The organism is Nocardioides sp. Root151 (genome assembly GCF_001427925.1).
GTDB lineage: Bacteria > Actinomycetota > Actinomycetes > Propionibacteriales > Nocardioidaceae > Nocardioides.
Map to the genome: position 1 here is coordinate 95,203 of NZ_LMGG01000005.1, position 25,714 is coordinate 120,916.

The window sequence follows — 25,714 nt, forward strand, 5'->3', positions numbered from 1 at the left end:
CTGCGACCGGTCGGACCGTCAGTAGACCAGCGTCACCGTGGCCCGGCGGTTGCGGGCGCGACCACTGCTGGTGCCGTTGTCGGCGACCGGTTGCCGCTCACCCAGGGTCACGACCTGCGTACGGACCCGGCCGGGCAGGTGCAGGGCATCGCAGACCGCCTTGGCGCGGCGCAGGCCGAGGCCGCGGTTGTAGGCCTCCGAGCCCTGGCTGTCGGTGAAGCCGGTGCAGATCACGGTGGTCACCCGTCCGACCTTCGTGCCCACCGCGCGCAGATAGGCGGCATCCGAGCTGCGCAGCGACTGTCCGGACACGGAGAACGACGGGGCACGCAGCAGCGTGAACCGCTTGCTGACCACCCGGGTCGAGGCACGGTCACGCAGCGTCTTGCCCTTCGTGGTCCTCAGCACCATGCGTCCCTGGAGGACCTTGCCGCCCGGTGTGGCGGCCACGGCACGGCCCACCGCGTTGAGCGAGACCGTCACGTTCCTGCCCTTCGCCTGGCCGTGCCCGACGCGGGTGAGGGTGCCACCCACGTTGGCGAACAACGTCACCGTGCAGGACCGGGTCGTGGCACGTCGTACGACGCAGGTCGCCGGCACCCGGGCGGTCCGACCGGACGCAACCTTGGTGAAGCCGGGCAGCCGGAGCGTGGCCCGCGGGTTGTCCGCGCCCGGGTTCGGGGGCACGACAGTGCCCAGCACGGTGGGCGTGTACGTCGACTCGGCGGTCTGGTTGTAGGCGTCGATGAGGCGGTACTTCACGGCTGTCGCCCGGCCGGTCTTCCCGGCGTCCGGCACGAACGAGACCGTGGAGGTGGCGGTGTCGAGGAGATAGGTGCCCTGGGGGACCGAGACCGTGGTCGTCTCGACACCTCCGGCATCGACGAGCGTCACCGATCCGCCGGTCGGCGGGGTGAGCGCCACCGACTGCACGCCGGTCCCCGACGTGGTCAACGGCGACGCGACCGGCCCGGCCGGAGGCAGGACGGTCGGCGTGTAGGTGCTCTCGGCCTGCTGGTTCCATGCGTCGACGATGCGGTACGTCGCGGGGGTGGGCGTACCGGCGTACCCGAACAGCGGCGTGAACGTGATGACGCCGGTCGGCCTGTCGAGCTCGTAGGTGCCCTGCCCGGGAATCGTGATGCTGTCGGTGAGGGTGACCCCGTCGAGCAGGCGCACCTCCTGCTGTTCGCCGACGGCGACGGTGGCCGACTGGGCCCCGATGGCCTCGGAGGTCAGGGGGTCGGCGACCGGCGGGTTGGGCGCGTCGGCGATCGGGGCGAGCGCGGCGCCGCCCGAGTAGCCGAAGGCGTCGTAGCTTCCCCAGGCATAGACCTGCACGCCGAACTGGTGCGGAGCGCTCAGGGAGTGCTGGCCGAGACTGACACTGAGCTGGGCCACCGAGTAGTTGGTCCCGGCGACCTCGTTGAACTGCGCGGCATCCACCGGCGTCCCGTCGAGGGTCAGGGCCCCGAGGTCGCGGGTCTGCACCAGCACGTTGATCCACGGCAGCGTTCCTGCGCCCGACGAGACGATGTCGGGTGTGGCCAGGGTGTACGCCGTGAGGTGCTGTCCGATCGGGGTGACCAGCACCATGAGCGGGTCGCCCGCCGAGTTGTCGTACCCGGAGCCGTTGCCGAACTGGGCAACCAGGGTCGGCTTGCTGGTCTTGATGACCACGGCGTCGTTGCCCGGGGCGGTCGCACCGTCAGGCAGGACCGCCTCGTAGAACTCGCCGGCGTTCAGCGTGGCGACCTGGGTGTCGCCGATCGTGACGACGGTGCCGTCCTGGTCGGCCAGCACGCGGTAGGTGTCGCCCTTGGCCCGCGTCGCGAACCGGTTCGAGATGAACTCCGTGCCGAAGGCCGAGGTCGGCGGAAGCTGCTGGATGATCGGGTTGCACGCGGGAGAACCGGTCGGAATGTTCACGCATGCGTTGCCTCCGTACACCGCGACCGGCGCCGTGGCCGTCACGGTGGTGCCGGTGACGTCCTGGCCGTCGCCGGACGTGCCGAGCTGGTAGGTCTCACCCTTGTCGAGGGTGACGGTGAAGGGCACACCGGCGGGTCGGGCACCGACCGTGGTGTGGGGCGTGATCGTCACGTCGGTGTCGTCGGCCGACCCGATCACTGTCAGTCGGCTCGAGAAGCCGCCGATGTTCTGGGTGTAGCTCAGCACGCGGTACGACGTGCCGAGCGCATCGACCGGGGTCGCCTGGAAGCCGGTGGACGCGGCAGGGTGGATCAGCGCGCCGTAGACCGAGATCGGCGTGGTCGACGTGACCTTCACACCGGCGGCTTCGACGCCGTCGTTCGAGGTCACCATCAGCCCGGAGGGCAGATCGACCTGGGCGACCGTGCCGGACGTCACCGGGACGGTGGCGAGGACGGTTCCGGCGCGGTCGGCGACGGTGACGGTGCCGTCGCTGGTGGGCGACAGGTAGACCCGCGTCTGGAGCGGGTAGCCCGGCAGGTCCGGGAAGGCCACCCAGAAGTCGGTGCCGACCGTGTCAGGGATGTCGGGCAGTGGCGTGATCAGCGACGGACTGTCCGGATCCGGCGCGGCAGGTGCTGCCGTGGCCTGGCCTCCGATGAGCACCGGCACGAGGGCCAGAAGAAGGAGTGTGCAAACAGTTCGAGCAAGCCGGTTCATGTGTCCCCACACCCATTCATCGAGCACCGAAGCGGCGCTCCGCATACCCAAAATAGGGGACGTGGAGGGGTACCGCAGTCGAATGGACATACCCGCCCACACGGGCCGGAGTGACCTGAGCCAGCCCCTTTCGTTGTGCCCTACATGAAGTGCACGCCGAACCGTCATCACCTGCGACTCCTGCTCGCCGGAGGGATCGCCGCGGGGCTGGTCGCCAGCGCGATCACCGTGCCGACGTACTCCTTCACCCGGACGGCCTCGACGCAGCAGGCCTACGAGGACGCGCGACCGGCGCAGGCGGCCGACGGTCATTGGCACAAGCACGACCCGGCCCGCAAGAACGACCTCAGCCAGTCCGACGAGCTCGCCGCCGACGCACAGGCCTCCGTCCGGGCGGGCACCCAAGACCCGACCACCGCCGAGCAGGCGCGCAGGAACGCGGCGTACGCCGCCGGCAGCCGGTCCAGCACCGACCCCACGCTGGTCCGCGCGACGCTGCGCAGCCCGCGGCTGACCGTGCCGGAGAACCGCTACGCCGTGGCCGGTGGCTGCTACACCCTGGCCGGCACGCCGGTGCGGTTCCAGGCCACCGACCTCGGGGTGAACCTGCTCTACACCTCGAACTCTGCGTTCCTGACCGGCACCCGGTCGGGCGCGGTGACCGCGGCCGCGAAGCCGTCCGCCGACGCCGAGTGGGTCACCCGCAAGACCTCGGCCGGCTTCACCTTCCAGCTGGCCGACGGCCGCTACCTCGCCGGCAACGGCACCAGCACGGCCACGACCGCGAAGGCCTTCGCGTTGCGCGCCACGACCGGTTGCCCGGCGTACCCCGAGGTCGACGTCGACGTCTCGGGCAACCCGCACGCCGGCACCACGTCGTTCCAGGAGGTGCGCGGCTACGTCGACGCCCACGTCCACGGCATGGCCTTCGAGTTCCTCGGCGGCAAGGTGCACTGCGGCCGGCCTTGGCACAAGTACGGCGCGCCGTACGCGCTGGAGGACTGCGCCGACCACAACCTCACCGGAGGCAAGGGCGCGCTCCTCGAGGCGGTGCTCTCGGGCAACACCTCCCACGACCCGGTCGGCTGGCCGACCTTCAAGGACTGGCCGGCGCCGGAGTCGCTGACCCACGAGGGCACCTACTACAAGTGGATGGAGCGATCGTGGCGCGGCGGCCAGCGGCTGCTGGTCAACCTGCTGGTCGAGAACGGCAAGCTCTGTCAGGTCTATCCGATGAAGAAGAACTCCTGCGACGACATGGAGTCGGCCAAGCTGCAGGCCAGGGACATGCGGGCGATGGAGCGCTACATCGACGCGCAGGCAGGCGGCCCCGGCAAGGGTTGGTACCGCATCGTCACGACGCCGTTCGAGGCGCGCAAGGTGATCAACCAGGGCAAGCTCGCGGTGGTGATGGGCATCGAGGTGAGCATCCCGTTCGGGTGCACGATGAAGCTCGACATCCCGCAGTGCAACCGGGCCTCGATCACCCGACAGCTCGACGACCTCTACGACATCGGCGTGCGCCAGATGGAGCTGGTCAACAAGTTCGACAACGCGCTCTCAGGGGTGGCCGGCGACGAGGGCGCGGTCGGGGCCGTGGTGAACCTGGCCAACTTCCTCGAGACCGGCTCGTTCTGGAACATGAGGCACTGCGAGCCCGCCGACGGCGAGTCCGCGGACAAGACGCAGCTCGCGCTCCCCGACATCAGCGGCGGACAGCAGGACGCCCTGTTCGGTGCGGTCGCGCAGGTCGCCGGGATCGGCCTCCCGGCGCTGCCGCTCTACGGCCCACCACTGCACTGCAACCAGCGTGGGCTGACCGACCTGGGCGGCTTCGCGATCGAGCAGCTGATGGCGAGGAAGATGCTGATCGACCCCGACCACATGAGCGTGAAGGGCCGCAGCGCCACCCTCGACCAGCTCGAGGAGGCACGCTACTCGGGCGTCGTGTCGAGCCACTCGTGGTCGACGCCCGACGCCTACCCGCGCATCTACCGGCTGGGCGGCTTCGTGGCGCCGATGGCCGGCGACTCCACCGGCTTCATGAAGAAGTGGAAGCGCCACCTCGGCTGGGCCGACAGGCGCTACTACTTCGGGTTCGGCTTCGGCGCCGACATCAACGGGCTCGCCGAGCAGGGCCAGCCGCGCGGGGCCGACGCCCCGGACAAGGTGACCTATCCCTTCGCCGGGCTCAACGGGGTCTCGATCGGCAAGCAGCACAGCGGCGAACGCGTCTACGACGTCAACGTCGACGGCGTGGCCCACTACGGTCTCTACCCGGACTGGATCGAGGACCTGCGGCGACTCGGTGGCGCCACCGACGGCGCGGCCATCGTCGAGGACCTGAACCGCGGCCCCGAGGCCTACCTCCAGACCTGGGAGCGCGCACAGGGCATCAAGCCCGACTCGTGCCGCAACCCCGGCCTGCGTCGTACGCCGACCGCGGTGAAGCGCCTCGTGCGCCCGGGCATGACGACGACCGCGGTGATGAAGGCCGTCGGTCAACCGTTCACGAGGCTCGGCACGACGTACGGCATCTGCGCCCGCACGTCGACCGAGCCCAACGTGCGCATGACGATCACGTTCACCAGGGCAGGACGGGTCAGCTCGGTTCGCTGACCACCCGCACGAAGCCCCGGGTGCCGTCGACCTCGACGGTGGTGCCGGTCGGCAGCGCCCTCAGCGCGTCGGGCAGGCAGGTCACCGTCGGGATGCCGTACTCCCGGGCCAGGATCGCGCCGTGGCTGAGCACGCCACCGGTCTCGGTGATGAGGCCGGCGATGATCGGGAAGACGCTGGTCCAGCCGGGGTCGATGTTGGAGGCGACCAGGATCTCGCCGGGCCGCACGGCGGAGAGATCGGCCAGGGTGGGCACCACCCTGGTCGGGCCCTCGACCAGTCCGGCCGACGCGGCCAGCCCGGGCAGCGCGCCCTCGGGGAGGTCGCCGACCGGAGGGATCCGCCCCTCGGTCGGGACCTCGTCGAAGAGGAAGGTCGCGGGCAGCTTGTTGCCGTGCAGCGCCCAGTGCGCGCGCGCCTCCTCGACGTACGCCGCCAGCTCGGGGTCGTCGACCGGCCCTGACGTCGCGAGCAGTGACTCCAGCCGGTCACCGGTGAGCAGGAAGATGTCCTGCTCGTGCGGAAGCGCACCGCGGGCGACGAGGCGCCGCCCCTGCTCGAGCAGCAGCTGGTGCACGTGCGACAGGAGGTAGTCGAGGTGGTAGCGCTGGTTCTCGCGGTAGACCGTGTACTCCTGGCTGAGCCTCAACACCTTGGTCAGCACCCGCTTGCGGAGCCGCCCGCTCAGGCCGCGACCCGCGGCCGCGAGCACCCGCTGTTCGGCATCGACCCGGCGCGTGGCCGCCTCGTGCTCGAACTCGGCGGGACTGGTGCCGGCCTCGAGCGAGGCCACCTGGGCACGGACGAGGCTGAGCACGAGTGAGGGCTGCTCGGCCCACCGCTCGGCGGAGATCTCACGGCTCGAGGACCGGTGGCCGTGGGTGGCGAGGAAGCCGTCGAACCCGGCCCAGAACGCAGAGTCGGCGGTGGCGTCGCGCACCTCGTCGTAGGACGCGTCGGAGCGCAGTGCCTCGAGCAGCCCCGGCTCCTGGCGCACCGAGGCGCCCAGGTCGTAGAGGTCCTGGTTGATCTCGGCGGTGCGGGTGCCGGGCAGGCCGCTGATCAGCCGCTGGAACGTGTCGGCCGGCTCCTCGGGTGCCCACGAGCGCAGCAGCTTGGCGAGCAGCGCGTGGATGATCGGCGCATGCTGGGCCATCCCCCAGCGGATCACCCGGAAGTGGTTGCGGCCGAGCTCGTGGATCAGGTCCAGCTGGCGCTGCCACTCCTCATGGGTGAGTGCCGCGAAGTCCTGGTCCATCAGCGGGACGACCTCGTTCTCGATCCGCTCGCAGTGCTGGTCCATGGCGCCCGGGTTGACCGTGATCGGCCCGCGGCCCTTGTCCTTGCGGGGTGCCCGCAGGGTGCCGAGCAGCAGCTTCGGCTCGAACTTAGCGGTCCGCACCTTGTCGGCCCAGGTCGAGTCGAACCAGGCGGTCAGCGGACCCTCGCGGTCGGCCAGCGGCACCGCGCGGGCCAGCTCGATCGCGTAGTCGCCGTTGAGGTAGATGTAGCCGTTGTGGCGGCGCAGCTTGGTCATCTCGACGATGCGCGCGCGGCCCTGGAGCGCGGCGACCTCGTCCATCTGGGGGCCGGTGATCCACGGGATCATCAGGTCGTTGCCCAGTGGGGACACGTAGTCGGCGAGGTACTCGTCACCGAAGCGGCGGGTCCACACCTCCTTCGGCTCGCGCGGCGGCAGCCCCGTGATCGGCCGGTCCTGCAGCACGTAGAGGTGGCCGCCCTCGATCGCCCACTCGATGTCGCGACGCGCACCGATCGCGGCGGTGACGTCGTGCTCGAGCGTGTGCAGCGCCTTGAGGTCACGCTCCTCCAGGCAGCGCACGGCGCGGCGCTCGGCAGGCACCTCGCGTTCGGCGACCCCACCGATCCCGGTCGGGTGCAGCTCGATCTCCTTGGCACCGATGCGCTCGGTGAGCACCTCGCCGGACTCCCGGTCGAGCACCAGGTGGTCAGGGTCGGTGCGCCCGGACACGACGGCCTCGCCGAGCCCCCAGGACGCGTCGATCACGATCTCGTCGTCGAAGGGGCGGAGCGGGTTCTCGGTGAGCATCACGCCAGCCACGTCGGCCCGGATCATGCGCTGCAGGATCAGGGCGATGCCGGAGCGCTCGGTGGCCTGCTGCGACCGGTAGGCCTCGGCGCGGTCGGTGTCGCGTGCCGACCAGCACTCCTCGACGGCGGCGGCGAGGGCGTCGACGGAGTCGATTCCCATCACCGTCTCGTAGACCCCGGCGAACGAGGCGTCGGCCAGGTCCTCGGCCACGGCGGACGAGCGCACGGCCCACTGCGAACCGGGGAACTCGGCCGTCGCCTCGGCCCACCAGTCGGGCAGCGCCTCCTTGAGGCAGGTCGCCCGGGCCTCACTGTCCAGCGACACCGGCGCGGGCACCACCCAGGCCTCGGGCACGTCGAGCTCGGCGGCCAGCAGTCGCACCAGGCCTGCCCCCTTGCCGCCGATCAGCTCCAGGTCGGCACCACTCTCGACGGTCAGCCGCGCGATCACTTGTTGCTCCCGCGCTTGGCCAGGGCGAACACCGGCAGCAGCCTGGGCAGTCGCTTGGCGATGCCGAGGTGGCTGACGTGGTGCGCGTGCTCGAGGACACCCACCCCTCGGCGTACGACCCCGTCGATCTCGGTCCGGAAGGACGCGTGGGTCTCCTCGATGAAGAGCTTGTTCTTCAGCAGGGGCACGCTGCCGAGCGCGGTGGCCTCGATGACGTACGCCGTACCGTCCTCGACGCTCACGTGCAGGGTGGCCGACTTCGGCAGGTGCGGGGCCAGCCACGTGTAGTCGATCTCGACGGCGGTGACGTGGCGGACCTGGCCGGCGTCATAGACGAAGCCGACCGGCGTGCTGGTGCCGTTGATGTCCGTCCGGGTCGCGTTGAAGGAGAGGTCGGGGCCGAACTGGCACGCGATCCAGTCCCAGCCGGTGATGCCCTCCCACTCCCGCACGCCCCACGACTTGTCGCGCTGGCCGAGCCCGTCGATCACGTGCGTCACGCCGTCGAAGGTGGCCGTGCCGGTGACGGTGCCGGACTGCTCGAAGTGGTGCTGGATCTCGTCGGCGTCACCGGGGAAGCCGTGGTGGAAGTCGACGATCGGGGTGAAGGCGGTCCACGTCAGGTCAAGGCGGTCGCCGAGCTGGATCCGCCAGGACCGGCCGGCCTCGAGCATCGTGTAGGTGAGGTCGCCGACCCGCAGTCCGCCCTCGGGTGGGCCGTCGAGCTGGCCGGGTTCGACGGTGGTGCCGACCGAGGCGTAGACGTGCTCGGCCTTGCCGTCGCGCTGGGTCACCACGACCGCATCGGCCTTGCCTGATGCGGGATTGAAGCCGATCCGGGTGAGACCGAAGGTGCTCTCGTCGGTGGTGGCCCAGTTGAAGTAGAAGCTCTCCTGCCAGTCCGGGTCGGTGCCGGGCTGGTGGAGGTTCTCGTCCTGGAGAGTGATCACGGGGTGACTCCGAATGCTTAGTTGACAGTCGTCAATTAATGATGTGGCAACTGTGCTGCGTTAGGTTGACATCTGTCAAGTAACTTCCCCGATAGAGTTCCGCCCGACCAGAGGAGAGACCACATGCGGCCACGCACCGTCGAGGACCCACAGCTCCTCGACCTGCTGCTCGAGGCCTTCGCGGACCTCGGGTACGACGGCACCTCGGTGCGCGCCCTGTGTCGCCATCTGGGGGTCAGCCACAACATGATCCACCAGCGTTTCCAGTCCAAGAACGCTGCGTGGCATGCCGCGGTGGAGCACGCGTTCGCCACCCTGAACGCGGCGATGTGGGACCCCGAGCCCGAGGTCGACCCGGCCGACCCACTCGAGGCAATCCGCGAGGTGATGGTCCGCTTCGTCGATGCCACGATCGCCCAGCCGGCCCTGGCCAGGATCATCCATCAGGAGGCGGCTCGCCCCGGCCCGCGCTTCGACCACATGCTCACGCACCACATCGAGCCGGTGCAGCAACGCGCGATCGACGCCTTCGCCCAACTCCAGGACGCCGGTCTCGTGCGCTCAGGCCCGGTGCCCGCGGCGTACTTCTTCCTGAGCACGTGGGGCATCGGCGGCATGGCGTCGTCACAGCAGCTGGCCAGGCGCGTCGGCTTCCCCGGCGACGACCCCGTCGAGTCGGCCTACCTGGCCGTCGACATCCTGATCAGCGGGCTTCGAGCTTCTTCTTCAAGCCGTTGATCATCGACCCGACGGCCAATGACAAGCCCTGCTTGACGATCACGGCACTCGGCCCGGCGAACTTGGCCACCTCGACCGCGACGGTCCAGGTCAGCTTCGACCCGGTGGGCGTCGACTCGACGACGTAGTCCTCGGCGAAGCGGCGGATGCCGGGCTTGGTCGACTCGGTCACCGCGAACGTCATCCGCTCGTTCTCGTCCCAGCGGTAGAACTTCTCACGCACGGTCACCGCGCCACCGACGGTGACCTCGCGGATCGTGCCCACGCCGTACGGCCGCTCGCCCTGCCACCGCACCTTCGTGGCACCCGGCCCCCAGGAGACGACCGCGTCGTCGGCGGCGAGCGCCTGCCACAACGTCTCGACGGGCACGGGAACCTCGATCACCTTTGTGGTGATCGCCGGGGCGGTGCGCAGGAAGGCGTCGTCAGCGGGGTCGAGGGGATACCAGGTCATTGGGCGATCCTTTGCGAGCTGGAGGACGGAGTGACGACATCTTCGTCGATGCAGGAGCGCAGGAAGCTGGCGGCCCGGCGGAGGGCTCTGCGCGCCTCCGGCACGACTCGGTACATCGTGACGTAGGAGTGCACCTGGCCGCGCGAGACGATCAGCTTGTTGAGCACGCCGGCGCGGGTGAGGCGCGCGTGCAGGGCCACCGAGTCACCGGCGAAGCACTCGGTGCCGCCGACATGGGTCTGGATCGGCGGGAACGTGCGCAGCAGGCGCAGGCTCGTCGTCAGGGGTGAGAGGCGCGGGTCGTGGTAGTCGCCGCCACCGGGGTGGAAGACCTCGGCACAACGCGCCGCGAAGGTCGGGGTCAGCACGGGATCCGGCGCCTGCGCATCGCGGCGTACGGCCTCGGTCAGCGCCGGGTCGAGAAGCGGGGAGAACAGGGTGACGCCAGCCGGCATCGGTCGGTTCTGCTTGGCGAGCGTGACCAGCAGGCCCATCGCCAGGTGACCACCGGCGGAGTCGCCCGCCACCACGATCTGGTCGGCCGGGTAGCCCTGCTCGAGCAGCCAGTCGTAGGCCGCGAGGGCATCGTCGAGGGCTGCCGGGAACGGGTGCTCGGGAGCCCGGCGGTAGCCGACGGCCAGCACGGGCAGGGCGGTCAGCACCGAGAGCGGCTCGGTCACGCACCGGTAGGCGCGCGGCGAGGAGGCCACGTAGCCCCCGCCGTGGAAGTAGATGACGGCGCCGTCGTCGGCCGTGCGGGCGTTGCGGGCCCGCACCCACTCGCCCGAGAAGCGAGCCGTGGACACCGGCTCGACCTGGGCCGTTCCGGGCCAGCCGGCAAGCACTCCGCTGGCGGCGATGGCGCCACGCAGGTAGCGCAGCTGCGCGCCCTCGAGTCGCAGATGGTCGATCTGCGGCCGCACGACGAGCCGCGCACCGGCGACCACGGCCCTGCTGGTGAGGCTCGGCCCCAGCAGCTTGAGAAAGCGGTTCACTGCTCCGACTCCGCGCGGGCCTCGAGGTCGCGCACCATCTCGTGCACCCGGCGGTCGCGGGCGAGCACCCGGTCGACACCGGCGTTGAGCACCCCGCGGAACAGGGAGTACGGCACCCAACGGGCCGGGGCGACCGTGGCGGCGGCGCGGCCGGCGATGCCGTCGGCGATCGACTCGGCGGCGGCGTCGGCCGAGATGCGGTGGTTCAACGGCCAGCCGAGCAGCTCGTCGAGACGGCGGCCCATCGGGTCGTCGTCGAGGGTCGCGGTGGCCAGGGGTGTGTCCACGAAGCCGAAGTAGGCCACGCCCGCGCTGGCCCCGTGGGGCGCGAGCTCGAGCTTGAGGGCACGGCCGATCTGCTCGGCCGCCGCCTTGCTCGACATGTAGCCGACGCCCCCGACGCCGGGCGAGAAGGCGGCGCACGAGGCCACCACGACGACATGCCCCTTGGCCGCGATCACCGCGTCGAGCGCGGGCTGCACGGTGTTGAGCACCCCGGTCTGGTTGATCGCCACGACGCGGTCGTAGTCGGCCAGGTTCATGGTGCGGATCGTGGCCGGCGGCGGGGTCACCCCGGCGTTGGCGACCACGACGTCGAGCCGGCCGTGGTGCTCGACCACGCGGGCCACCGCGGCAGCCATGGCGTCACGGTCGGTGACGTCGGCGGTGATCGGCAGGACCCGCGCACTCCCCAGGCCCAGTGCGGCTTCCTTGAGGCCGACCTCGTTCACGTCGACCATCGCGACCGACGCACCCTGGTCGTGCAGTCGTCGGGCCAGGGCCAGGCCGATCCCCTGCCCCACTCCGGTGATCAGCACGACCTTGCCGCGGACGTCGTACGCCGGCTTGCCGAAGAGGCCGCTCATGCCGGGACCCCTTCCTTCGCCACGCGTCGTGCGACGTAGTGGTCGAGGTCGACCGTGCTGGTGCGCGCCCGGAAGCCGGCGGAGAAGCCGGGGTAGTGGGTGAAGTTCCGACCGGTCGGGCTCAGGTAGTAGCTGTGGCAGCCGCCGGTGAGGAAGACCGACTTGCTGAGCCCCTTGTCGGCCCACTCGAGGAACTCCTGCTGCGCCTCGGCGGTCACCTCGAGTGAGCGAAGGTCGGCTCGTTCCATCTCGCGCAGGGCCTCGACTATGTAGTGCACCTGGTCCTCGATCGTGATCACCGCCGACGTGTAGACGCCGGAGTTCGGGCCGAGGATCAGGAACAGGTTCGGGAAGTCGTGCAGCGTCGTGCCGAGGTAGGCCGCCATCTCGCCCTCACGCCACCGGTCACCGATGCTGACGCCACCGCGACCGTGGACCAGGTCGAAGCCCGGGTGGTCGGTCATCCGGAACCCGGTGCCGAGAATGATCGTGTCGAGCTCGTGCTCGGTGCCGTCGGCCGTGACGATGCCGCGCTCGGTGATCTCGACGATGCCGTCGCTGACCACGGTGGCGTTGTCGGCGGTCAGCGCCGGGTAGTAGGCGTTGGAGAAGGTCGGCCGCTTGCAGCCCACGGCGTACGACGGCGTCAGGCGGGCCCTCAGCTCGGGGTCCTTGACCTGCTTCTTCAACAGCGCACGGGCCATCAGCTCGAGCGGCTTCTGCAGCTTCGGCTCGTGGATGAAGCCGGGCACGAGCGCCTCGAAGGTGAGCTCCCAGGCCTTGCGGGCGGCCTTCTGCGCACCGGGCACCCTGCGGTAGACCGTCTGTGTGACCTTGCTGACGGGGCGATCCGGGTGCGGCAGGATCCACGTGGGGGTGCGCTGGAAGACGGTCAGGTGACCGGCCTGTGGCTGCACGCGCGGGATGAACTGCACCGCGGAGGCGCCGGTGCCGATCACGCCGACCCGCTCGCCGTGCAGGTCGTGCTCGTGGTTCCAGGCCTGGGAGTGGAAGACGGTGCCGGCGAAGGTGTCGAGGCCCGGGATGTCGGGCACCGCCGGTGCGCTGAACGGGCCGATCGCGCCGACCAGCACCTGCGCGGTCAGGTCGCCCGTGCTGGTGGCGATCCGCCACAGTTGCGCGTCGTCGTCCCACGAGGCGTGGGTGACCTCGGTGTGGAAGCGCACGTGGGGCAGCACGTCGTGGTCGACGGCGCAGTGGTGCATGTAGTCCTTCAGCTCGGACTGCAGCGGGTAGAGCCGGCTCCAGTTCGGGTTCGGCGCGAAGGAGAAGGAGTAGATCAGGGACGGCACGTCGCACTGGGCGCCCGGGTAGTCGTTGATCTGCCAGGTGCCCCCGACTGCGCCGGCCTTCTCGAGCACGACGAAGTCGTCGATGCCCTCCTGCTTCAGCCGGATCGCGGTGCCGAGGCCACCGAATCCGGCACCGATGATGGCGACTCGCACGTGTTGGCTCATCAGGTTCCCTCGCTTCACAGGTCGATGGTGAGGCTGTCGCCAGCGGCGCGCGAGACGCAGATCAGCATCGAGTCGTCGCGCTCGGCGGGCCGCAGCTTGGTGTCGCGGTGCTCGACGTCGCCCTTGAGGACGGCGTGCTTGCAGGAGCCGCAGAAGCCCTGCTGGCACGAGTAGCGCACGCCCGGCACCTCGCGACGGATCGCGGCCAGCGCCGACTCCTCGGCGCCGACCGGAACGGTCACTCCGGTGCGGGCAAGGTGCACCTCGAACGGGCGGCCGCCCACCACGGGCGGAGCGGAGAACCGCTCGCTGTGCAGCGACCCGGTCGGGTTCAGCGTCGGCTGCAGAACTCGCGCGGCATCGATCAGCGGGGTCGGCCCGCAGACGTAGATCGCGGCGCCCTCGTCGGCGCGAAGGAGCAGGTCGGCGACATCGGGCACGCCGAACTCGTCGTCCGGCCGGAGCTCGAGCTGCCCGCCCCCGAGACTCCGCAATTCAGAGAGGAAGGGCATCGTGGCGAGCGAGCGCCCGACGTACACCAGCTTCCAGCTGGCGCCGCGGCGTGCGGCCTCGCGCACCATCGGCAGGATCGGGGTGATGCCGATGCCGCCGGCGACGAACAGGTAGGACTCGACGTCGATGAACGTGAAGGCGTTGCGCGGCCCGCGCACGGTCAGCACGTCGCCCTGAGAGAGGCGGTGCATGGCCAGGGAGCCGCCCCCGCCCTCGTCGATGCGGCGTACGGCGATGCGGTAGCTGGTGCGGTCGGCCGGATCGCCGCAGAGGGAGTACTGCCGCTGCACGCCCGGGGGCAGGAAGACGTCGAGGTGTGCGCCCGGAACCCAGACCGGCAGCGCCTCACCGTCGGGCCGGCGCAGGGTGAAGCTGACGACGTCGTCGACCTCGCGGGTGACCGCGTCGACGACGAGCTCGAGGTCGAAGCCGGTACGGCGGACGGGCTTCGACCGCGAGAGGTACGGCGCGGCAGAGCTGGCCGCGAAGAGTGCGGAGTAGGCCTGGGCGCCCCTGGCCAGGGCCCGGAGCCCGCGTGAGGGCTCGCTGGATCGCTCGGACGTCATCGTCGCCATCAGAGACCGCTCGCGGCGGGCGACTGGGCGAGATAACGCACGGCCTTGTCGATCGGGCCCATCTGCGACGGGTGGAAGCCGGGACGGAGGTATTGCGGGATCTCCTTGAAGATGAACTTCAGGCCGGGCATGAGGCCCCTGCGGGTGTCCTTGACGAACGCGATCGGCCACGCCCACTTGGAGCCCTTGACGTTGGGGTCGTTGGCATACATCCAGCTGGAGGTGTAGAGCCACAGCGCGAGCAGTCCGCCCGAGGCGAGCAGCGCCGTACGCACCCGGCGGGCGTAGCTTCCGTCGACGTACTGGAACACGTCGTAGGCGACGTTGCGGTGCTCCATCTCCTCGGCGCCGTGCCAGCGGAGCAGGTCGAGCATGGTCGGGTCGACACCGATCTCGTCGAACGTGCGGTTGTCGAGCAGCCACTCGCCGACGGTGGCGGTGAAGTGCTCGGCGGCGGCGTAGATGCCGAGGCGCTCGTGGAACCACGCCTCACCGGCGCGGCCCTTCAGGCCGTGGTCGCCGAAGACCTGGTCCATCAGGAACTCCATCAGCCGCATGATCTTGGGGATGTCGAAGCCGTTCTCCTGCAGATGGATCCGGAACGACTCGTGCGAGCTGGCGTGGGTCTCTTCCTGGCCGATGAAGCCGACCAGCTCCTCGGCCAGACGCGGGTCGTCGATCTGCGGCAGCGCGCGACCGAGCACGTCGGCCATCGCGCGCTCACCCTCGGGCAGCACCAGGTGCATGACGTTCCAGAAGTGCGTGGCGTAGGGGTGGCCGGGGATGTACTCGGTCGGCACGTCTGTCCAGTCGAAGGACACGTCTCGAGCGTGGATCGCCAGCGCTTCGTCGGAGTACGCCTGCTTCGTGGTTGACATCGTCATTCCCTCCAGATCAACGGGTCATCCGACTGTAACAAAGCAACACTTATTGTTGCAATGATTCAGGGAAGGTCGCGTATGCTCGTCGTCATGAAGGACGCCCTGAGCCGTGCCGTGACCGCGGTCGCCGACTCCGCGGGCCCTGACGACGCCGCACGCCGGTCGCCCGAGACCCAACGCATCCTCGACGCGGCACTCGAGCAGTTCGCCGAGTTCGGCATCAAGCGCACGACCATCGGCGACATCGCCCGCACGGCCGGCATCGACCGGGTGACGGTCTACCGCCGGGTCGGCAACAAGGACGCCGTGATCCAGGCCGTGGTCACCCGCGAGGCCACCCGTCTCTTCGAGCTGGTCGCGGCCACCGCGCGTCGCGGCACCACGATCGAGGAGCGCGTCGAGCTCGGTTTCACCTCGATGATGGAGCAGGTGCGCGGCAACGCGATGCTGGCCCGCATGCTGCAGGTCGAGCCCGAGACCGTGCTGATGCAGCTCACGACCGACGGCAGCCTGCTGGTCACCGGCGCCACGGTGGCCACCCTCGGCTTCTTCGACGAAGCCGTCCAGGACGGCCTCCTCGACTCCACCGACGGCATGGAGGCCGCGGCCGAGCTCCTGGTGCGCATCGTGCACTCCTACATGCTCACCCCGCGCGCCCTGGTCGACCTCGACACCCACCAGAAGCTGCGTGACTTCGCCCGCGCCCACCTCGTGCCGATGGTGCTGCGCGAGATGTCCCAGCGCTGACCTCAGGGCGCGCTCAGAGCCCGTGCCGGACCCCGAGCACCTTCTTCATCAGGGGCATGACGTGACCGGCCCTCCGCAGGGTGATCAGCTCGAAGCCGGGCAGCGCGAACTTCTGGCGGACGACGCCACGCGGCCGGGCGAACTCACGCAGGCCGTCGGCGCCGTGGACCCTCCCAAACCCACTGGCGCCGGCGCCTCCCATCGGCACCGCTCCCATGCCGGCAAAGGCGATCACCGAGTTGATGGTGACCTGCCCGGCGCGCACCCGATCGGCGATCTCGTCGCCGTGCGCACGTGAGAAGACCGACGCACTGAGCGCGTAGTCGTGGTCGTTGACGAGGGTGACCGCCTCGTCGAGGTCGTCGACGCGGCGGAGCGTCACCGTGGGGCCGAAGGTCTCCTCGCGTACGGCGACGGCGTCCTCGGGCAGGTCGGTGATGACGATCGGCTCGATCAGGCGCTCACCGATCGAGTCGGGTCCACCCTTGAGGAACGTCGCCCCTCGCTCGACCGCGTCCGCGACGTGCCGGCGTACGACGTCGACCTGGGCCGGCATCGTCATCGGGCCGTAGGTCGCGCCCTTCCCCGTGCCCGGACGCACCCCCTCGAGCTCGCGCAGCAGGGCCGCCTCGAACGCATCGGCCACGTCCTTCACGACGTAGACCCGCTCGACGCCGACACAGGTCTGGCCGGAGTTGGTGAAGGCACCCCAGGCCACGGCGCGGGCCGCAGCCTTCACGTCGGCATCGGCGGCCACGATCACCGGGTCCTTGCCGCCGCACTCGAGGACGACCGGGGTGAGCGTCTCGGCGCACTGGGCCATCACCCGCTTGCCGGTGCGGGTCGACCCGGTGAAGCCGATCTTGTCGACTCCCGCGTTGCACAGTGCCGCGCCGGTCTCGCCGAAGCCGGTGACCAGGGACAGCACTCCGGCCGGCGCGTCGGGGTTGGCCGCAGCGAACGCGTCGACGTACCACCGACTCACGGCGGGCGTGAACTCGCTCGGCTTCAGCACCACCGTGTTGCCGGCCGCGAGGGCGAACGCTACGGCGCTGTTGGGCGCGTAGAGCGGGTAGTTCCACGGACCGATCACGCCGACCACGCCCAGCGGGTCGTAGTCGACGCGTGCGGCGTAGTTGGAGAACAGCGGCCCGGGGTTGACCTTGTGCGAGCGCAACACCTTGCCGGCATTCCCGGCTGCCCAGTGCAGGTGCTCGACCGTGAGCACGACCTCGAGCACGGCGTCGTCGAGGGGCTTGCCGTTCTCCCGGTGGATCAGGTCGGCGACCTCGTCGACGCGGCGCCACATGTGCCTGCGCCACGCGGCCAGTCGCGCGGCCCGGCCGTCGAAGCCCAGCTCACGCCACCACGTCGACGCGGTGCGCGCCGTGGCGACGACGGCGCGGACGTCGTCCTCGCCCATCACCGGGAAGGAGTCGACCAGCGCGTCGTCGGCGGGGGCGAGCGAGTCGAGGCTCACGCGTCGGCCAGGTCGACGGATCGGGCGTAGGAGTCACGCAGCTCGCGCTTGAGCACCTTGCCGGCGCCGCTGATCGGCAGCTCACCCACGAAGTCGAAGCTGCGGGGCGTCTTGTAGCCGGCGATGTGCTCGCGCGAGTGGGCCTGCAGCTCCTCGGCGGTCACGGTCTTCTCGGGCGCCAGGACGACGCACGCGTGCACGCGCTCGCCGTACTTCTCGTCGGGCAGGCCGATCACCGCGACAGCGGCGACGGAGGGGTGCTTGCTGAGCGCGCTCTCGACCTCGGCCGAGTAGACGTTCTCACCACCGGTCACGATCATGTCCTTGATCCGGTCGACGACGTAGACGAAGCCGTCGGCGTCGATGTAGCCGCCGTCGCCGGTGAAGTACCAGCCGTCGCGCAGGACGGCGGCGGTCTCCTCGGGCTTGTTCCAGTAGCCCTGCATGACGTGGCCGCCACGCACGCAGATCTCGCCGACCTCGCCGGCCGGAAGGTCGTTGCCCTCGGCGTCGACGACCTTGATCTCGGAGTGCGGAGCCGCACGCCCACCGGAGCGGAGGTACTGGTCGTGGTGGTCCTGCGGCAGCAGCAGCGTCGCCACGGGAGCGACCTCCGTCATCCCGTAGGCCTGGGTCATCCGGATGCCGGGGAAGGCGTCCATGGTGCGCTGCAGGACGCCCTCGGAGATGACCGAGCCGCCGTACAGCATGCGGTCCATCGACGACAGGTCGTAGTTGGGCACGTCCGGGTGGTCGACGAGCATCTGGATCATCGTCGGCACCAGCAGGACGTCGGTCACCCGGTGCGTCTGTACGGCGTTGAGCACCGCCGCCGGCTCGAAGAACGGCACCATCACGTGGGTGCCACCCAGGGCGACCTGGCCGGCCCACGCGGCGAGGTCGGCGAGGTGGAACATCGGCGCCGCGTGCAGGAAGACCGCACCTTGGCCGAGGAGCTCGCCGCTGGCCACGGTGCCCAACGCCGACGTGGTCATGTTGGCCTGGGTGAGCATCACGCCCTTGGGGAAGCCCGTGGTGCCGCCGGTGTAGAAGATGCCGGCCAGGTCCTCGCCGGAGCGGCGGGCGTCCTCGACCGGCTCGGCCTCAGTCAGCAGGGATTCGTAGGAGAGCATTCCCTCCGGCGTCGGGCCGTCGCCGCAGTGGATCAGCACGGTCAGCTCGGGACAGTTCGGCGTGAGCGCCGGTGCCATCGGCGCGAAGGCGTCGTCGATCAGCAGCACCTTCGTGCCGGAGTCCTTGAGCGAGTAGGCGATCTCGGCCGGGCTCCACCGGATGTTGATCGGGTTGACCACGGCGCCGGCCCACGGCACGGCGAGGAGGTACTCGGCGTACCGGTCGCTGTTGAGCGACAGCATGCCGACCCGGTCGTTGTCGACGACGCCCAACGACTGGAGGGCCCCGGCGAGCCGCGCGATGCGGTCACCGTGCACGGCGAAGGTCCGGACCCGGTCACCGAAGATGGTGGCGGGCTTGTCCGGAGTGGCCTGGATGGCGCGGTGCAGTCCTTGGGTGAGGTACATGTCGGTCTCCTGTGTCGCGATTCTCGGTGGTGGTCTCAGTTGCCGTGGAACTTCGGTGTGCGCTGCTGCGCGAACGCGGCCATCGCCTCGTTCAGGTCCGCACTGGGGAGGAACGCCGCGTTCCACGTCGAGACGTGGCGCAGACCGGCCGAGATCCGGTGCTCACGCTCCTCGTTGAGGACCTGCTTGGTGCCCTGCACGGCCAGCGGCGCGTTGGCGGCGATGTCGTTCGCCATCGCCCGTGCCCCGGCCAGCAGTTCTTCGTGGGTGTCGAACACCCGGTTGACCAGGCCGATGCGTTCGGCCTCGCCGGCGTCGATGTCCTTGCCGGTCAGGGACAGCTCACGCAGGTGGCCCTCGCCGATGACGCCGACCAGCCGGTGCAGACTGCCGACGTCGGCGACGATCGCCACCTTCGCCTCGCGCACGCTGAAGACGGCGTTCGCACTGGCCAGGCGGACGTCGGCAGCACTGATCAGGTCGACGCCTCCACCGATGCACCAACCCGAGACGGCCGCGATCACCGGCTTGCGGCAGGCAGCCACCGAGGTCACGGCAGCCTGCAGCCGCCTGATCTCGCCCATGAACCTGGTGCGCGCACGAGCCCGGGCGCCGGCACCCGGGCCGAGGGCCTCGACCCACCGCGGCATCATCTCGTGCAGGTCGAGACCGACGCTGAACGACTTCGCGTTGCCAGTGAGGACGATTGCGCGCACGTCGTCGTCGGCGTCCAGAGCTTCGAACACGAGCGGGAGCTCGCGCCAGAACGCCTCCCCCATCGCATTGCCCTTGCCCGGACCGAGCAGCGTCACCTCGGTGACGTGCCCGGTCTGCTCGACCCCGAAGGCCTCCATCAGGGGGCCAAGCGGTCGTGCGGGAATGATTCGGTGCTCACGATGAGCGGTCCTTCCGTCGGGGGTCAGAGCGAGCGCGCGATGAGTTCCTTCATCACTTCGTTCGCGCCGGCGAGGATGCGCAGCACGCGCACGTCGGTGTAGATGCGGGAGATCGGGTACTCGTCCATGTAGCCGTAGCCGCCGAAGAGCTGCAGGCAGCGGTCTGCGACCTCGGTGGCCCGGTCCGAGATCCAGTACTTCGCCATCGAGGCCTCGGTCGCGTCGAGCCCTCCGTCGATGTGCTTCTCGATGCACTGGTCGAGGAAGGCGCGGTTGACCCGCGAGATGGTCTCGCACTCGGCGAGCTCGAAACGCGTGTTCTGCAAGGCCATCAACGGCTTGCCGAAGGCGTGACGCTCCTTGGTGTAGGCCACGGTCAGCTCCACGGACTTCTCGATCTGCGCCTGGGCGAGGATCGCGGTGATCAGTCGTTCCTGCGGGAGCTGCTCCATCATCTGGTAGAAGCCGTGGCCCTCCTTGGGGCCGAGCAGGTTGGCCTGCGGGACGCGCAGGTCCTCGAAGGCAAGCTCCGCGGTGTCCTGGTCCTTCTGGCCCATCTTGGCGAGCACGCGGCCACGGGTGAAGCCGGGAGTGTCGTCGTCGACCTCGGCCACGATCAGGGAGATGCCCGCCGCGCCGTCCTCGTCACCCGTCTTGGCGGCGATCACCAGCAGGTTGCACAGGTGGCCGTTGGAGATGAAGGTCTTGGCGCCGTTGATGACGTAGTCGTCGCCGTCCTTGACCGCGCGGGTCTTGATCGCCTGGAGGTCGGAGCCGGTGCCGGGCTCGGTCATCGCGATCGAGAGCACCCACTCACCGCTGCACACCTTCGGCAGCCAGCGCTGCTTCTGCTCGTCCGTCGCGTACGCCGCGAGGTAGTGGGCCACGATCCCGATCGAGACCGCGAAGCCCATGGAGGTGTCGCCGGTCCGCACCTGCTCCTCGAGCAGCACGGCCTCGGCCGCGAACGACGCGCCGCCGCCGCCGTACTCCTCGGGCAGGGACATGCCGACCAGGCCGAGCTCGCCGGCCTTGAGGTAGGCCTCACGGCTGGCGTGGCCCTGCGCGCGGTGTTCGTCGGCTCGGGTGAGCACCTCCTTGCCGAAGTACGTCGCCGCGAGGTCGCGCACGGCCTCGAGGTCGTCGGTCATCCAGTCCGGTCGGGTGGAACGGGAAGTCGTTGTTGTTGGCACGGCGCCAATAGTGCCCTACTGTTGGCAGTCGGTCAACAAGAACTTCGAAAGAGCGAAAGCAGGCAGGCCAATGAACACCCGCGAGTACGCCGACATCACCTACGCAGTCGAGGAGCGGATCGCCACGATCACGCTCAACCGCCCCCAGGCCCGCAACGGCTACACGCTGACCATGGCCGACGAGCTCAACGACGCGCTCAACCGCGCGGACCACAACGAGGACGTGCGCGTCGTCGTACTCACGGGGACCGGTGACCACTTCTGTGTCGGTGCCGACCTGTCGGGTGGAGGGTTCGACGTCAACGAGGAGGGCAGCGACGCGGGGGCCTGGCAGGAACCTGCCGGGCGGTGCTCGAAGCGGGTCCACACGATGGACAAGCCGGTCATCGCCGCGATGCGGGGCGCTGCCGTCGGGGCAGGCGTGACCATCACGCTGGCCTGCGACTTCCGACTCGCCTCGACCGACTCGAAGTTCGGCTTCGTCTTCGGCCGGCGCGGCATCTTCCCCGAGGGCGGCTCCGCCTGGTACCTACCTCGTCTGGTGGGCATGACCAAGGCCCAGGACTGGATGATCAGCGGCCGGGTCTTCGGCGCCGACGAGGCGCTCTCCTCCGGCCTGGTCACCTCGGTCCACGCTCCGGAGGACGTGCTCGAGGCGGCGTACGTCGTGGCCCGCGACCTCCGCGACAACACCGCGCCGGTGTCCGTCGCCGTGATCCGCCAGATGCTGAACCGGCTCAGCGGCGAGGCCACCCCCTTCCCCGCCCACGAGGTCGACTCGCGCCTGATCGCCGGCCTGCCGACCAACGTCGACGCCATCGAAGGCGTGATGTCCTTCCTCGAGAAGCGCCCGCCGGTCTTCACCAACACCGTCACGAAGGACCTTCCGGAGTGGCTCCCCTGGCTCGACGAGAACGCGACAGGGCAGACTGCTCCGGGTGAACATGGCTGAGCCGAGATGGCGCCGACTGGGTGCGGACCAGCGCCGCGAGGAGATCCTCGCCTGCGCCCAGCGCCTGTTCACCGAGCGCTCGTACGCCGAGGTGTCGACCACCGACATCGCCCGTGAGGCGGGTGTCGCACGGGGGCTGCTCAACCACTACTTCGGCACCAAGCGCGACCTCTACCTCGAGGTCGTGCGCGAGGCGGCGACGGTTCCACTCGTGGCCGTGGAGTCGATCCCCGAGGGGCCACTCGACGAGCGGATCGCTGCGGCCGTGGTGTGGTTCCTCGACGCCTTGCAGGAGCAGGGCTCGAGCTGGATCAACGTCGGCGTCGGCCGCGAGCCCGATCTCGACCGCATCCTCGCCCGGGCCGAGAACGACTCCGTCGACCGCCTGATGCAGCTGCTCGGCCTCGACACCGAGATCGAGCACCGCAAGCAGGTGCGGGCCGTGATCCGCTCGTTCGGCCAGCTCGCCCGCGGCGCCGGGCGCGAGTGGCTGGTTCGCAAGGCCCTGACCCGCGCCCAGGTGCAGCTGCTGCTCACCGAGAGCCTGCTGACGATCATGCGCGACGTCCTGCCCAATGCCTTCGGGACCTCGCCGCCCCGCTCGGGTCAGGCGTAGAACGCGGGCGGTTCCCCCTGCCGGCAACGTGGTTACCAGCAAGTAGGATCACTCTCACACAGCGGGACCACTGACGCGGGAGCAGCCGCGGGAATAGGGTGCCCGAGAACAAGGTGCACAGCGATGCGCCCGGGTGTGCCAGAGGTTTGACGACGAGGAGCAGTTCTTTCATGCAGATCTTCGCCATTGTGGTGTCGTTGGCCGTCACGGTTGTCGCCGTGGTGCTGACCACCCGAGCAGTCCGGGCCATGCTCGGCACGATCCGGATCGGCCAGCCGGCGCTCGGTCGCACCGACCGACCGGCGGCCCGCACCGTGACCATGCTCAAGGAGACCTTCCTCCACACGCGCATGTTGCAGTGGACGTGGGTCGGCATCCTGCACTGGTTCGCCTACGCGGCCTTCCTGGTGCTGTCGACCGCGGTGCTGCAGGCGTTCTTCCAGCTCTTCAAGGCCGACTTCGCGTGGCCGATCATCGGCCACTGGGCGCTCTACGAATGGGTCTGCGAGTTCCTCGGCCTGCTCGGCGCCCTGGCGATCATCCCGCTCTCGATCTACCGCCAGATCAAGCACCCCAAGCGCCTGGGCCGCCAGAGCCGCTTCTTCGGCTCCACGATGTGGCAGGCCTACTTCGTCGAGGCGATGGTGTTCTTCGAGAGCATCGCGATCCTGTTCATCCGTGGCGCCGAATACAAGTACGTCGACCACGCCGAAGCGTCGCACTTCCCGATCAGCCAGCTGTTCAGCCACCTCTACCCGGACTCCAAGTCCTCGCTCGAGAACATCATCTTCTTCATCGCGATGCTGAAGATCGTCTCGGCGATGGCCTGGCTGATCGTGATCTCCTCCAACCTCACGATGGGTGTGGCCTGGCACCGCTTCACGGCCTGGTTCAACATCTGGTTCAAGCGCGACTCCTCCGGCCGTACGGCGCTCGGCGCACTGAAGCCGCTGACCTCCGGCGGCAAGGCGATCACGCTCGACGACATCGATGACCTCGACGAGGACTCCCGACTCGGCGTCGGCAGCATCACCGACTTCTCGTGGAAGGGCATCCTCGACTTCACCACGTGCACCGAGTGTGGCCGTTGCCAGTCGCAGTGCCCGGCCTGGAACACCGAGAAGCCGCTCTCCCCCAAGCTCCTGATGATGGGCCTGCGCGAGCACGCCTACGCCACCGCGGGCACGATCAACGCCGGCACCGAGGGCACCGACGGCTTCGATGCGGAGGCTGCCGAGAAGTCCCTGATCGGCAAGGCAGAGCCCGGCGAGGGCGGCACCGTCCAGGACTGGTTCTACAACCCCGAGGGTGCCGACTTCGTCATCGACGAGGACGTCCTCTGGTCGTGCACGTCGTGTGGCGCCTGCGTGCAGCAGTGCCCCGTCGACATCGAGCACGTCGACCACATCGTCGACATGCGCCGCTACCAGGTGCTGGTCGAGTCGAACTTCCCCGCCGAGCTCAACGGCCTCTTCAAGGGCCTCGAGAACAAGGGCAACCCCTGGAACATGTCCGCCACGGCGCGCATGGACTGGGCCAAGGACCTGCCGTTCGAGGTCAAGGAGGTCGGCAAGGACCTCGAGGACCTCGAGTCCGTCGACTGGCTGTTCTGGGTCGGTTGCGCCGGCGCCTACGAGGACCGCGCGAAGAAGACCACGCGCGCTGTCGCCGAGCTGCTCGACATGGCCGGCGTGACGTTCGGCGTACTCGGCAACGGCGAGACCTGCACCGGCGACCCAGCCCGCCGGGCCGGCAACGAGTTCGTCTTCCAGGGCCTGGCCCAGCAGAACGTCGAGACGTTCAAGGAGTTCAAGGTCAAGAAGGTCGTCTCGACCTGTGCCCACTGCTTCAACACCCTCAAGAACGAGTACAAGGACTTCGGCATCGAGCTCGAGGTCGTGCACCACACGCAGCTGCTGAACCGCCTCGTGCGCGAGGGCAAGCTGACCCCGATCAAGGAAGGTGCCGGCGCCGAGAAGCGGTCGATCACCTACCACGACCCCTGCTTCATCGGTCGTCACAACGGCGTCTACACCCCGCCGCGCGAGCTGCTCCAGATCCTGCCCGGTGCCGAGGTCAAGGAGATGCCCCGCAACTCCGAGAAGTCCTTCTGCTGTGGCGCCGGCGGTGCCCGCATGTGGATGGAAGAGACCATCGGCGAGCGGATCAACGTCAACCGCACCAAGGAAGCCGTCGCGACCGGCGCCGACCAGATCGCGGTCGGATGCCCGTTCTGCCGCGTGATGCTCTCCGACGGCCTCACCGCCGAGCAGGCCAACGGCGGTGCCCGCGAAGAGGTCGAGGTTCTCGACGTCGCGCAGATGCTGCTCGCGTCGGTCAAGGGCGAGGTCGCCACCCGCGTCCGCAAGCCCGCCGCCAAGAAGGAAGCGGTTCCGGCCGCGAAGCAGGACGCCGCGACCCAGGCCGAGCCTGCCGCCGGCGACGTCACCCAGACCGCCAACACGGTCACCGACACCGAGGACGTCGGCCCGGCCGCGAAGGCCTCGGGCGGCTCGTCCCTGTTCGACACCCCCGCGGACAAGCCGGCAGAGAAGCCTGCCTCGGGTGGCTCGCTCTTCGACACCCCGGCCGACGAGCCTGCTCCGGCCGCGGAGAAGCCTGCCACGTCAGGAGGCTCGCTGTTCGACGTCGCACCCGACGCCCCGGCGGAGAAGCCTGCCGCCAAGGCGGAGCCGAAGGCCGAGCCGTCCAGCGGTACGACGGATCTCGGCGCCGGTGGCTCGCTGTTCGACGTCGCGCCTGACGCCCCGGCGGAGAAGCCGGCGGCCAAGACCGAGTCGGCACCCGCCGAGTCGGCTCCGGCGCCCGACCTGGGTTCCGGTGGCTCGCTGTTCGACATCCCGGCCTCCGAGCCCGCGGCTCCCGCGGCGAAGTCGGAGCCCGCGGAGACCGAGCCGGCGAAGGCCGAGGCACCCACCGAGGCTCCGGCAGCACCTGCTGCCGCGTCGACCGGCACCGCGTCGACCAGCACCGCGTCGACGCCGAAGACCGACGTCGACCTCTCCAGCGGCGGCTCGCTCTTC

At 69.7% G+C, this 25,714-nt stretch carries 19 protein-coding genes; 6 read left to right on the forward strand and 13 right to left on the reverse strand.

Annotated features, from left to right (window positions below):
• Positions 1-18: 18 nt before the first annotated feature.
• Complete coding sequence (locus ASD66_RS15565; RefSeq protein WP_056683217.1) at positions 19-2,604, reverse strand: OmpA family protein; 2,586 nt, start codon at positions 2,602-2,604, stop codon at positions 19-21.
• A gap of 192 nt (positions 2,605-2,796) precedes the next feature.
• On the opposite strand from ASD66_RS15565, the gene ASD66_RS24500 reads away from it, so the two are divergent.
• A complete protein-coding gene (locus tag ASD66_RS24500; protein WP_056891540.1) occupies positions 2,797-5,271 on the forward strand; it encodes a hypothetical protein in 2,475 nt (824 codons plus the stop codon).
• Here the strand turns inward: ASD66_RS24500 and ASD66_RS15575 are convergent.
• Together ASD66_RS15575 and ASD66_RS15580 are read right to left on the reverse strand one after the other, a co-directional pair.
• Complete coding sequence (locus ASD66_RS15575) at positions 5,255-7,795, reverse strand: PEP/pyruvate-binding domain-containing protein (protein ID WP_056891541.1); 2,541 nt, start codon at positions 7,793-7,795, stop codon at positions 5,255-5,257. The genes ASD66_RS24500 and ASD66_RS15575 overlap by 17 nt on opposite strands.
• Positions 7,792-8,745: a hypothetical protein gene (locus ASD66_RS15580; RefSeq protein ID WP_056891542.1), complete on the reverse strand. Its 954-nt coding sequence runs from the start codon at positions 8,743-8,745 to the stop codon at positions 7,792-7,794. The genes ASD66_RS15575 and ASD66_RS15580 overlap by 4 nt, the downstream gene beginning before the upstream one ends.
• Positions 8,746-8,868: 123 nt before the next feature.
• Between ASD66_RS15580 and ASD66_RS15585 the strand changes: the two genes are divergently transcribed.
• Positions 8,869-9,483, forward strand: a complete 615-nt coding sequence (locus ASD66_RS15585; RefSeq protein WP_056683231.1) for a TetR/AcrR family transcriptional regulator — start codon at positions 8,869-8,871, stop codon at positions 9,481-9,483.
• Here ASD66_RS15585 and ASD66_RS15590 read toward each other — a convergent pair.
• The 6 genes from ASD66_RS15590 to ASD66_RS15615 are packed head-to-tail and all read right to left on the reverse strand — an operon-like array spanning position 9,449 to position 15,242.
• On the reverse strand, positions 9,449-9,937 hold the full coding sequence (locus ASD66_RS15590; RefSeq protein ID WP_056683235.1) for an SRPBCC family protein: 489 nt from the start codon (positions 9,935-9,937) through the stop codon (positions 9,449-9,451). The genes ASD66_RS15585 and ASD66_RS15590 overlap by 35 nt on opposite strands.
• Positions 9,934-10,932: an alpha/beta hydrolase fold domain-containing protein gene (locus ASD66_RS15595; RefSeq protein ID WP_056683239.1), complete on the reverse strand. Its 999-nt coding sequence runs from the start codon at positions 10,930-10,932 to the stop codon at positions 9,934-9,936. The genes ASD66_RS15590 and ASD66_RS15595 overlap by 4 nt, the downstream gene beginning before the upstream one ends.
• The gene (locus ASD66_RS15600) at positions 10,929-11,798 is read right to left on the reverse strand and encodes a short-chain dehydrogenase/reductase (RefSeq protein WP_056891543.1); all 870 of its coding nucleotides are present in this window, start codon (positions 11,796-11,798) and stop codon (positions 10,929-10,931) included. Before ASD66_RS15600 ends, ASD66_RS15595 begins: the two co-directional genes overlap by 4 nt.
• Positions 11,795-13,276, reverse strand: a complete 1,482-nt coding sequence (locus tag ASD66_RS15605; RefSeq protein ID WP_056891728.1) for a flavin-containing monooxygenase — start codon at positions 13,274-13,276, stop codon at positions 11,795-11,797. The genes ASD66_RS15600 and ASD66_RS15605 overlap by 4 nt, the downstream gene beginning before the upstream one ends.
• A gap of 14 nt (positions 13,277-13,290) precedes the next feature.
• Positions 13,291-14,355 carry a PDR/VanB family oxidoreductase gene (locus tag ASD66_RS15610; protein WP_200950081.1) on the reverse strand — a complete coding sequence of 355 codons (1,065 nt, stop codon included), beginning with the start codon at positions 14,353-14,355 and terminating at the stop codon, positions 13,291-13,293.
• A gap of 8 nt (positions 14,356-14,363) precedes the next feature.
• Positions 14,364-15,242 (reverse strand): metal-dependent hydrolase, encoded by an 879-nt coding sequence (locus ASD66_RS15615; protein ID WP_056685093.1) that lies wholly within the window; start codon positions 15,240-15,242, stop codon positions 14,364-14,366.
• A 93-nt stretch (positions 15,243-15,335) separates the two neighbouring features.
• On the opposite strand from ASD66_RS15615, the gene ASD66_RS15620 reads away from it, so the two are divergent.
• Positions 15,336-15,992: a TetR/AcrR family transcriptional regulator gene (locus ASD66_RS15620; RefSeq protein ID WP_162254284.1), complete on the forward strand. Its 657-nt coding sequence runs from the start codon at positions 15,336-15,338 to the stop codon at positions 15,990-15,992.
• A 13-nt stretch (positions 15,993-16,005) separates the two neighbouring features.
• On the opposite strand, the gene ASD66_RS15625 is transcribed toward ASD66_RS15620, so the two are convergent.
• From ASD66_RS15625 to ASD66_RS15640, 4 genes are all read right to left on the reverse strand, one after another.
• Positions 16,006-17,472 carry an aldehyde dehydrogenase family protein gene (locus tag ASD66_RS15625; RefSeq protein ID WP_200950082.1) on the reverse strand — a complete coding sequence of 489 codons (1,467 nt, stop codon included), beginning with the start codon at positions 17,470-17,472 and terminating at the stop codon, positions 16,006-16,008.
• Complete coding sequence (locus tag ASD66_RS15630) at positions 17,469-19,013, reverse strand: acyl-CoA synthetase (RefSeq protein ID WP_056683257.1); 1,545 nt, start codon at positions 19,011-19,013, stop codon at positions 17,469-17,471. The genes ASD66_RS15625 and ASD66_RS15630 overlap by 4 nt, the downstream gene beginning before the upstream one ends.
• 35 nt (positions 19,014-19,048) lie before the next feature.
• Complete coding sequence (locus ASD66_RS15635; RefSeq protein ID WP_056683260.1) at positions 19,049-19,867, reverse strand: crotonase/enoyl-CoA hydratase family protein; 819 nt, start codon at positions 19,865-19,867, stop codon at positions 19,049-19,051.
• A 65-nt stretch (positions 19,868-19,932) separates the two neighbouring features.
• Positions 19,933-21,102 carry an acyl-CoA dehydrogenase family protein gene (locus ASD66_RS15640; protein WP_235530125.1) on the reverse strand — a complete coding sequence of 390 codons (1,170 nt, stop codon included), beginning with the start codon at positions 21,100-21,102 and terminating at the stop codon, positions 19,933-19,935.
• 70 nt (positions 21,103-21,172) lie between these two features.
• Between ASD66_RS15640 and ASD66_RS15645 the strand changes: the two genes are divergently transcribed.
• The 3 genes from ASD66_RS15645 to ASD66_RS15655 all read left to right on the forward strand — a co-directional run.
• Positions 21,173-22,054: an enoyl-CoA hydratase-related protein gene (locus ASD66_RS15645; RefSeq protein WP_056683266.1), complete on the forward strand. Its 882-nt coding sequence runs from the start codon at positions 21,173-21,175 to the stop codon at positions 22,052-22,054.
• On the forward strand, positions 22,047-22,670 hold the full coding sequence (locus tag ASD66_RS15650) for a TetR/AcrR family transcriptional regulator (protein WP_056683269.1): 624 nt from the start codon (positions 22,047-22,049) through the stop codon (positions 22,668-22,670). The genes ASD66_RS15645 and ASD66_RS15650 overlap by 8 nt, the downstream gene beginning before the upstream one ends.
• A 170-nt stretch (positions 22,671-22,840) precedes the next feature.
• A partial coding sequence (locus ASD66_RS15655) for a heterodisulfide reductase-related iron-sulfur binding cluster (RefSeq protein ID WP_156388768.1) occupies positions 22,841-25,714 on the forward strand: 2,874 nt, incomplete at its 3' end.

Bases quoted from the DNA above. Each gene is read 5' to 3' on its own strand.
- ASD66_RS15600 (WP_056891543.1), bottom strand. From the start codon at position 11,798: ATGAGCGGCCTCTTCGGCAAGCCGGCGTACGACGTCCGCGGCAAGGTC.
- ASD66_RS15615 (WP_056685093.1), bottom strand. From the start codon at position 15,242: ATGTCAACCACGAAGCAGGCGTACTCCGACGAAGCGCTGGCGATCCAC.
- ASD66_RS15635 (WP_056683260.1), bottom strand. From the start codon at position 19,867: ATGGAGGCCTTCGGGGTCGAGCAGACCGGGCACGTCACCGAGGTGACG.
- ASD66_RS15630 (WP_056683257.1), bottom strand. From the start codon at position 19,013: ATGTACCTCACCCAAGGACTGCACCGCGCCATCCAGGCCACTCCGGAC.
- ASD66_RS15620 (WP_162254284.1), top strand. From the start codon at position 15,336: ATGAAGGACGCCCTGAGCCGTGCCGTGACCGCGGTCGCCGACTCCGCG.
- ASD66_RS15605 (WP_056891728.1), bottom strand. From the start codon at position 13,276: ATGAGCCAACACGTGCGAGTCGCCATCATCGGTGCCGGATTCGGTGGC.
- ASD66_RS24500 (WP_056891540.1), top strand. From the start codon at position 2,797: ATGAAGTGCACGCCGAACCGTCATCACCTGCGACTCCTGCTCGCCGGA.
- ASD66_RS15585 (WP_056683231.1), top strand. From the start codon at position 8,869: ATGCGGCCACGCACCGTCGAGGACCCACAGCTCCTCGACCTGCTGCTC.
- ASD66_RS15650 (WP_056683269.1), top strand. From the start codon at position 22,047: ATGGCTGAGCCGAGATGGCGCCGACTGGGTGCGGACCAGCGCCGCGAG.
- ASD66_RS15610 (WP_200950081.1), bottom strand. From the start codon at position 14,355: ATGACGTCCGAGCGATCCAGCGAGCCCTCACGCGGGCTCCGGGCCCTG.
- ASD66_RS15645 (WP_056683266.1), top strand. From the start codon at position 21,173: ATGAACACCCGCGAGTACGCCGACATCACCTACGCAGTCGAGGAGCGG.
- ASD66_RS15590 (WP_056683235.1), bottom strand. From the start codon at position 9,937: ATGACCTGGTATCCCCTCGACCCCGCTGACGACGCCTTCCTGCGCACC.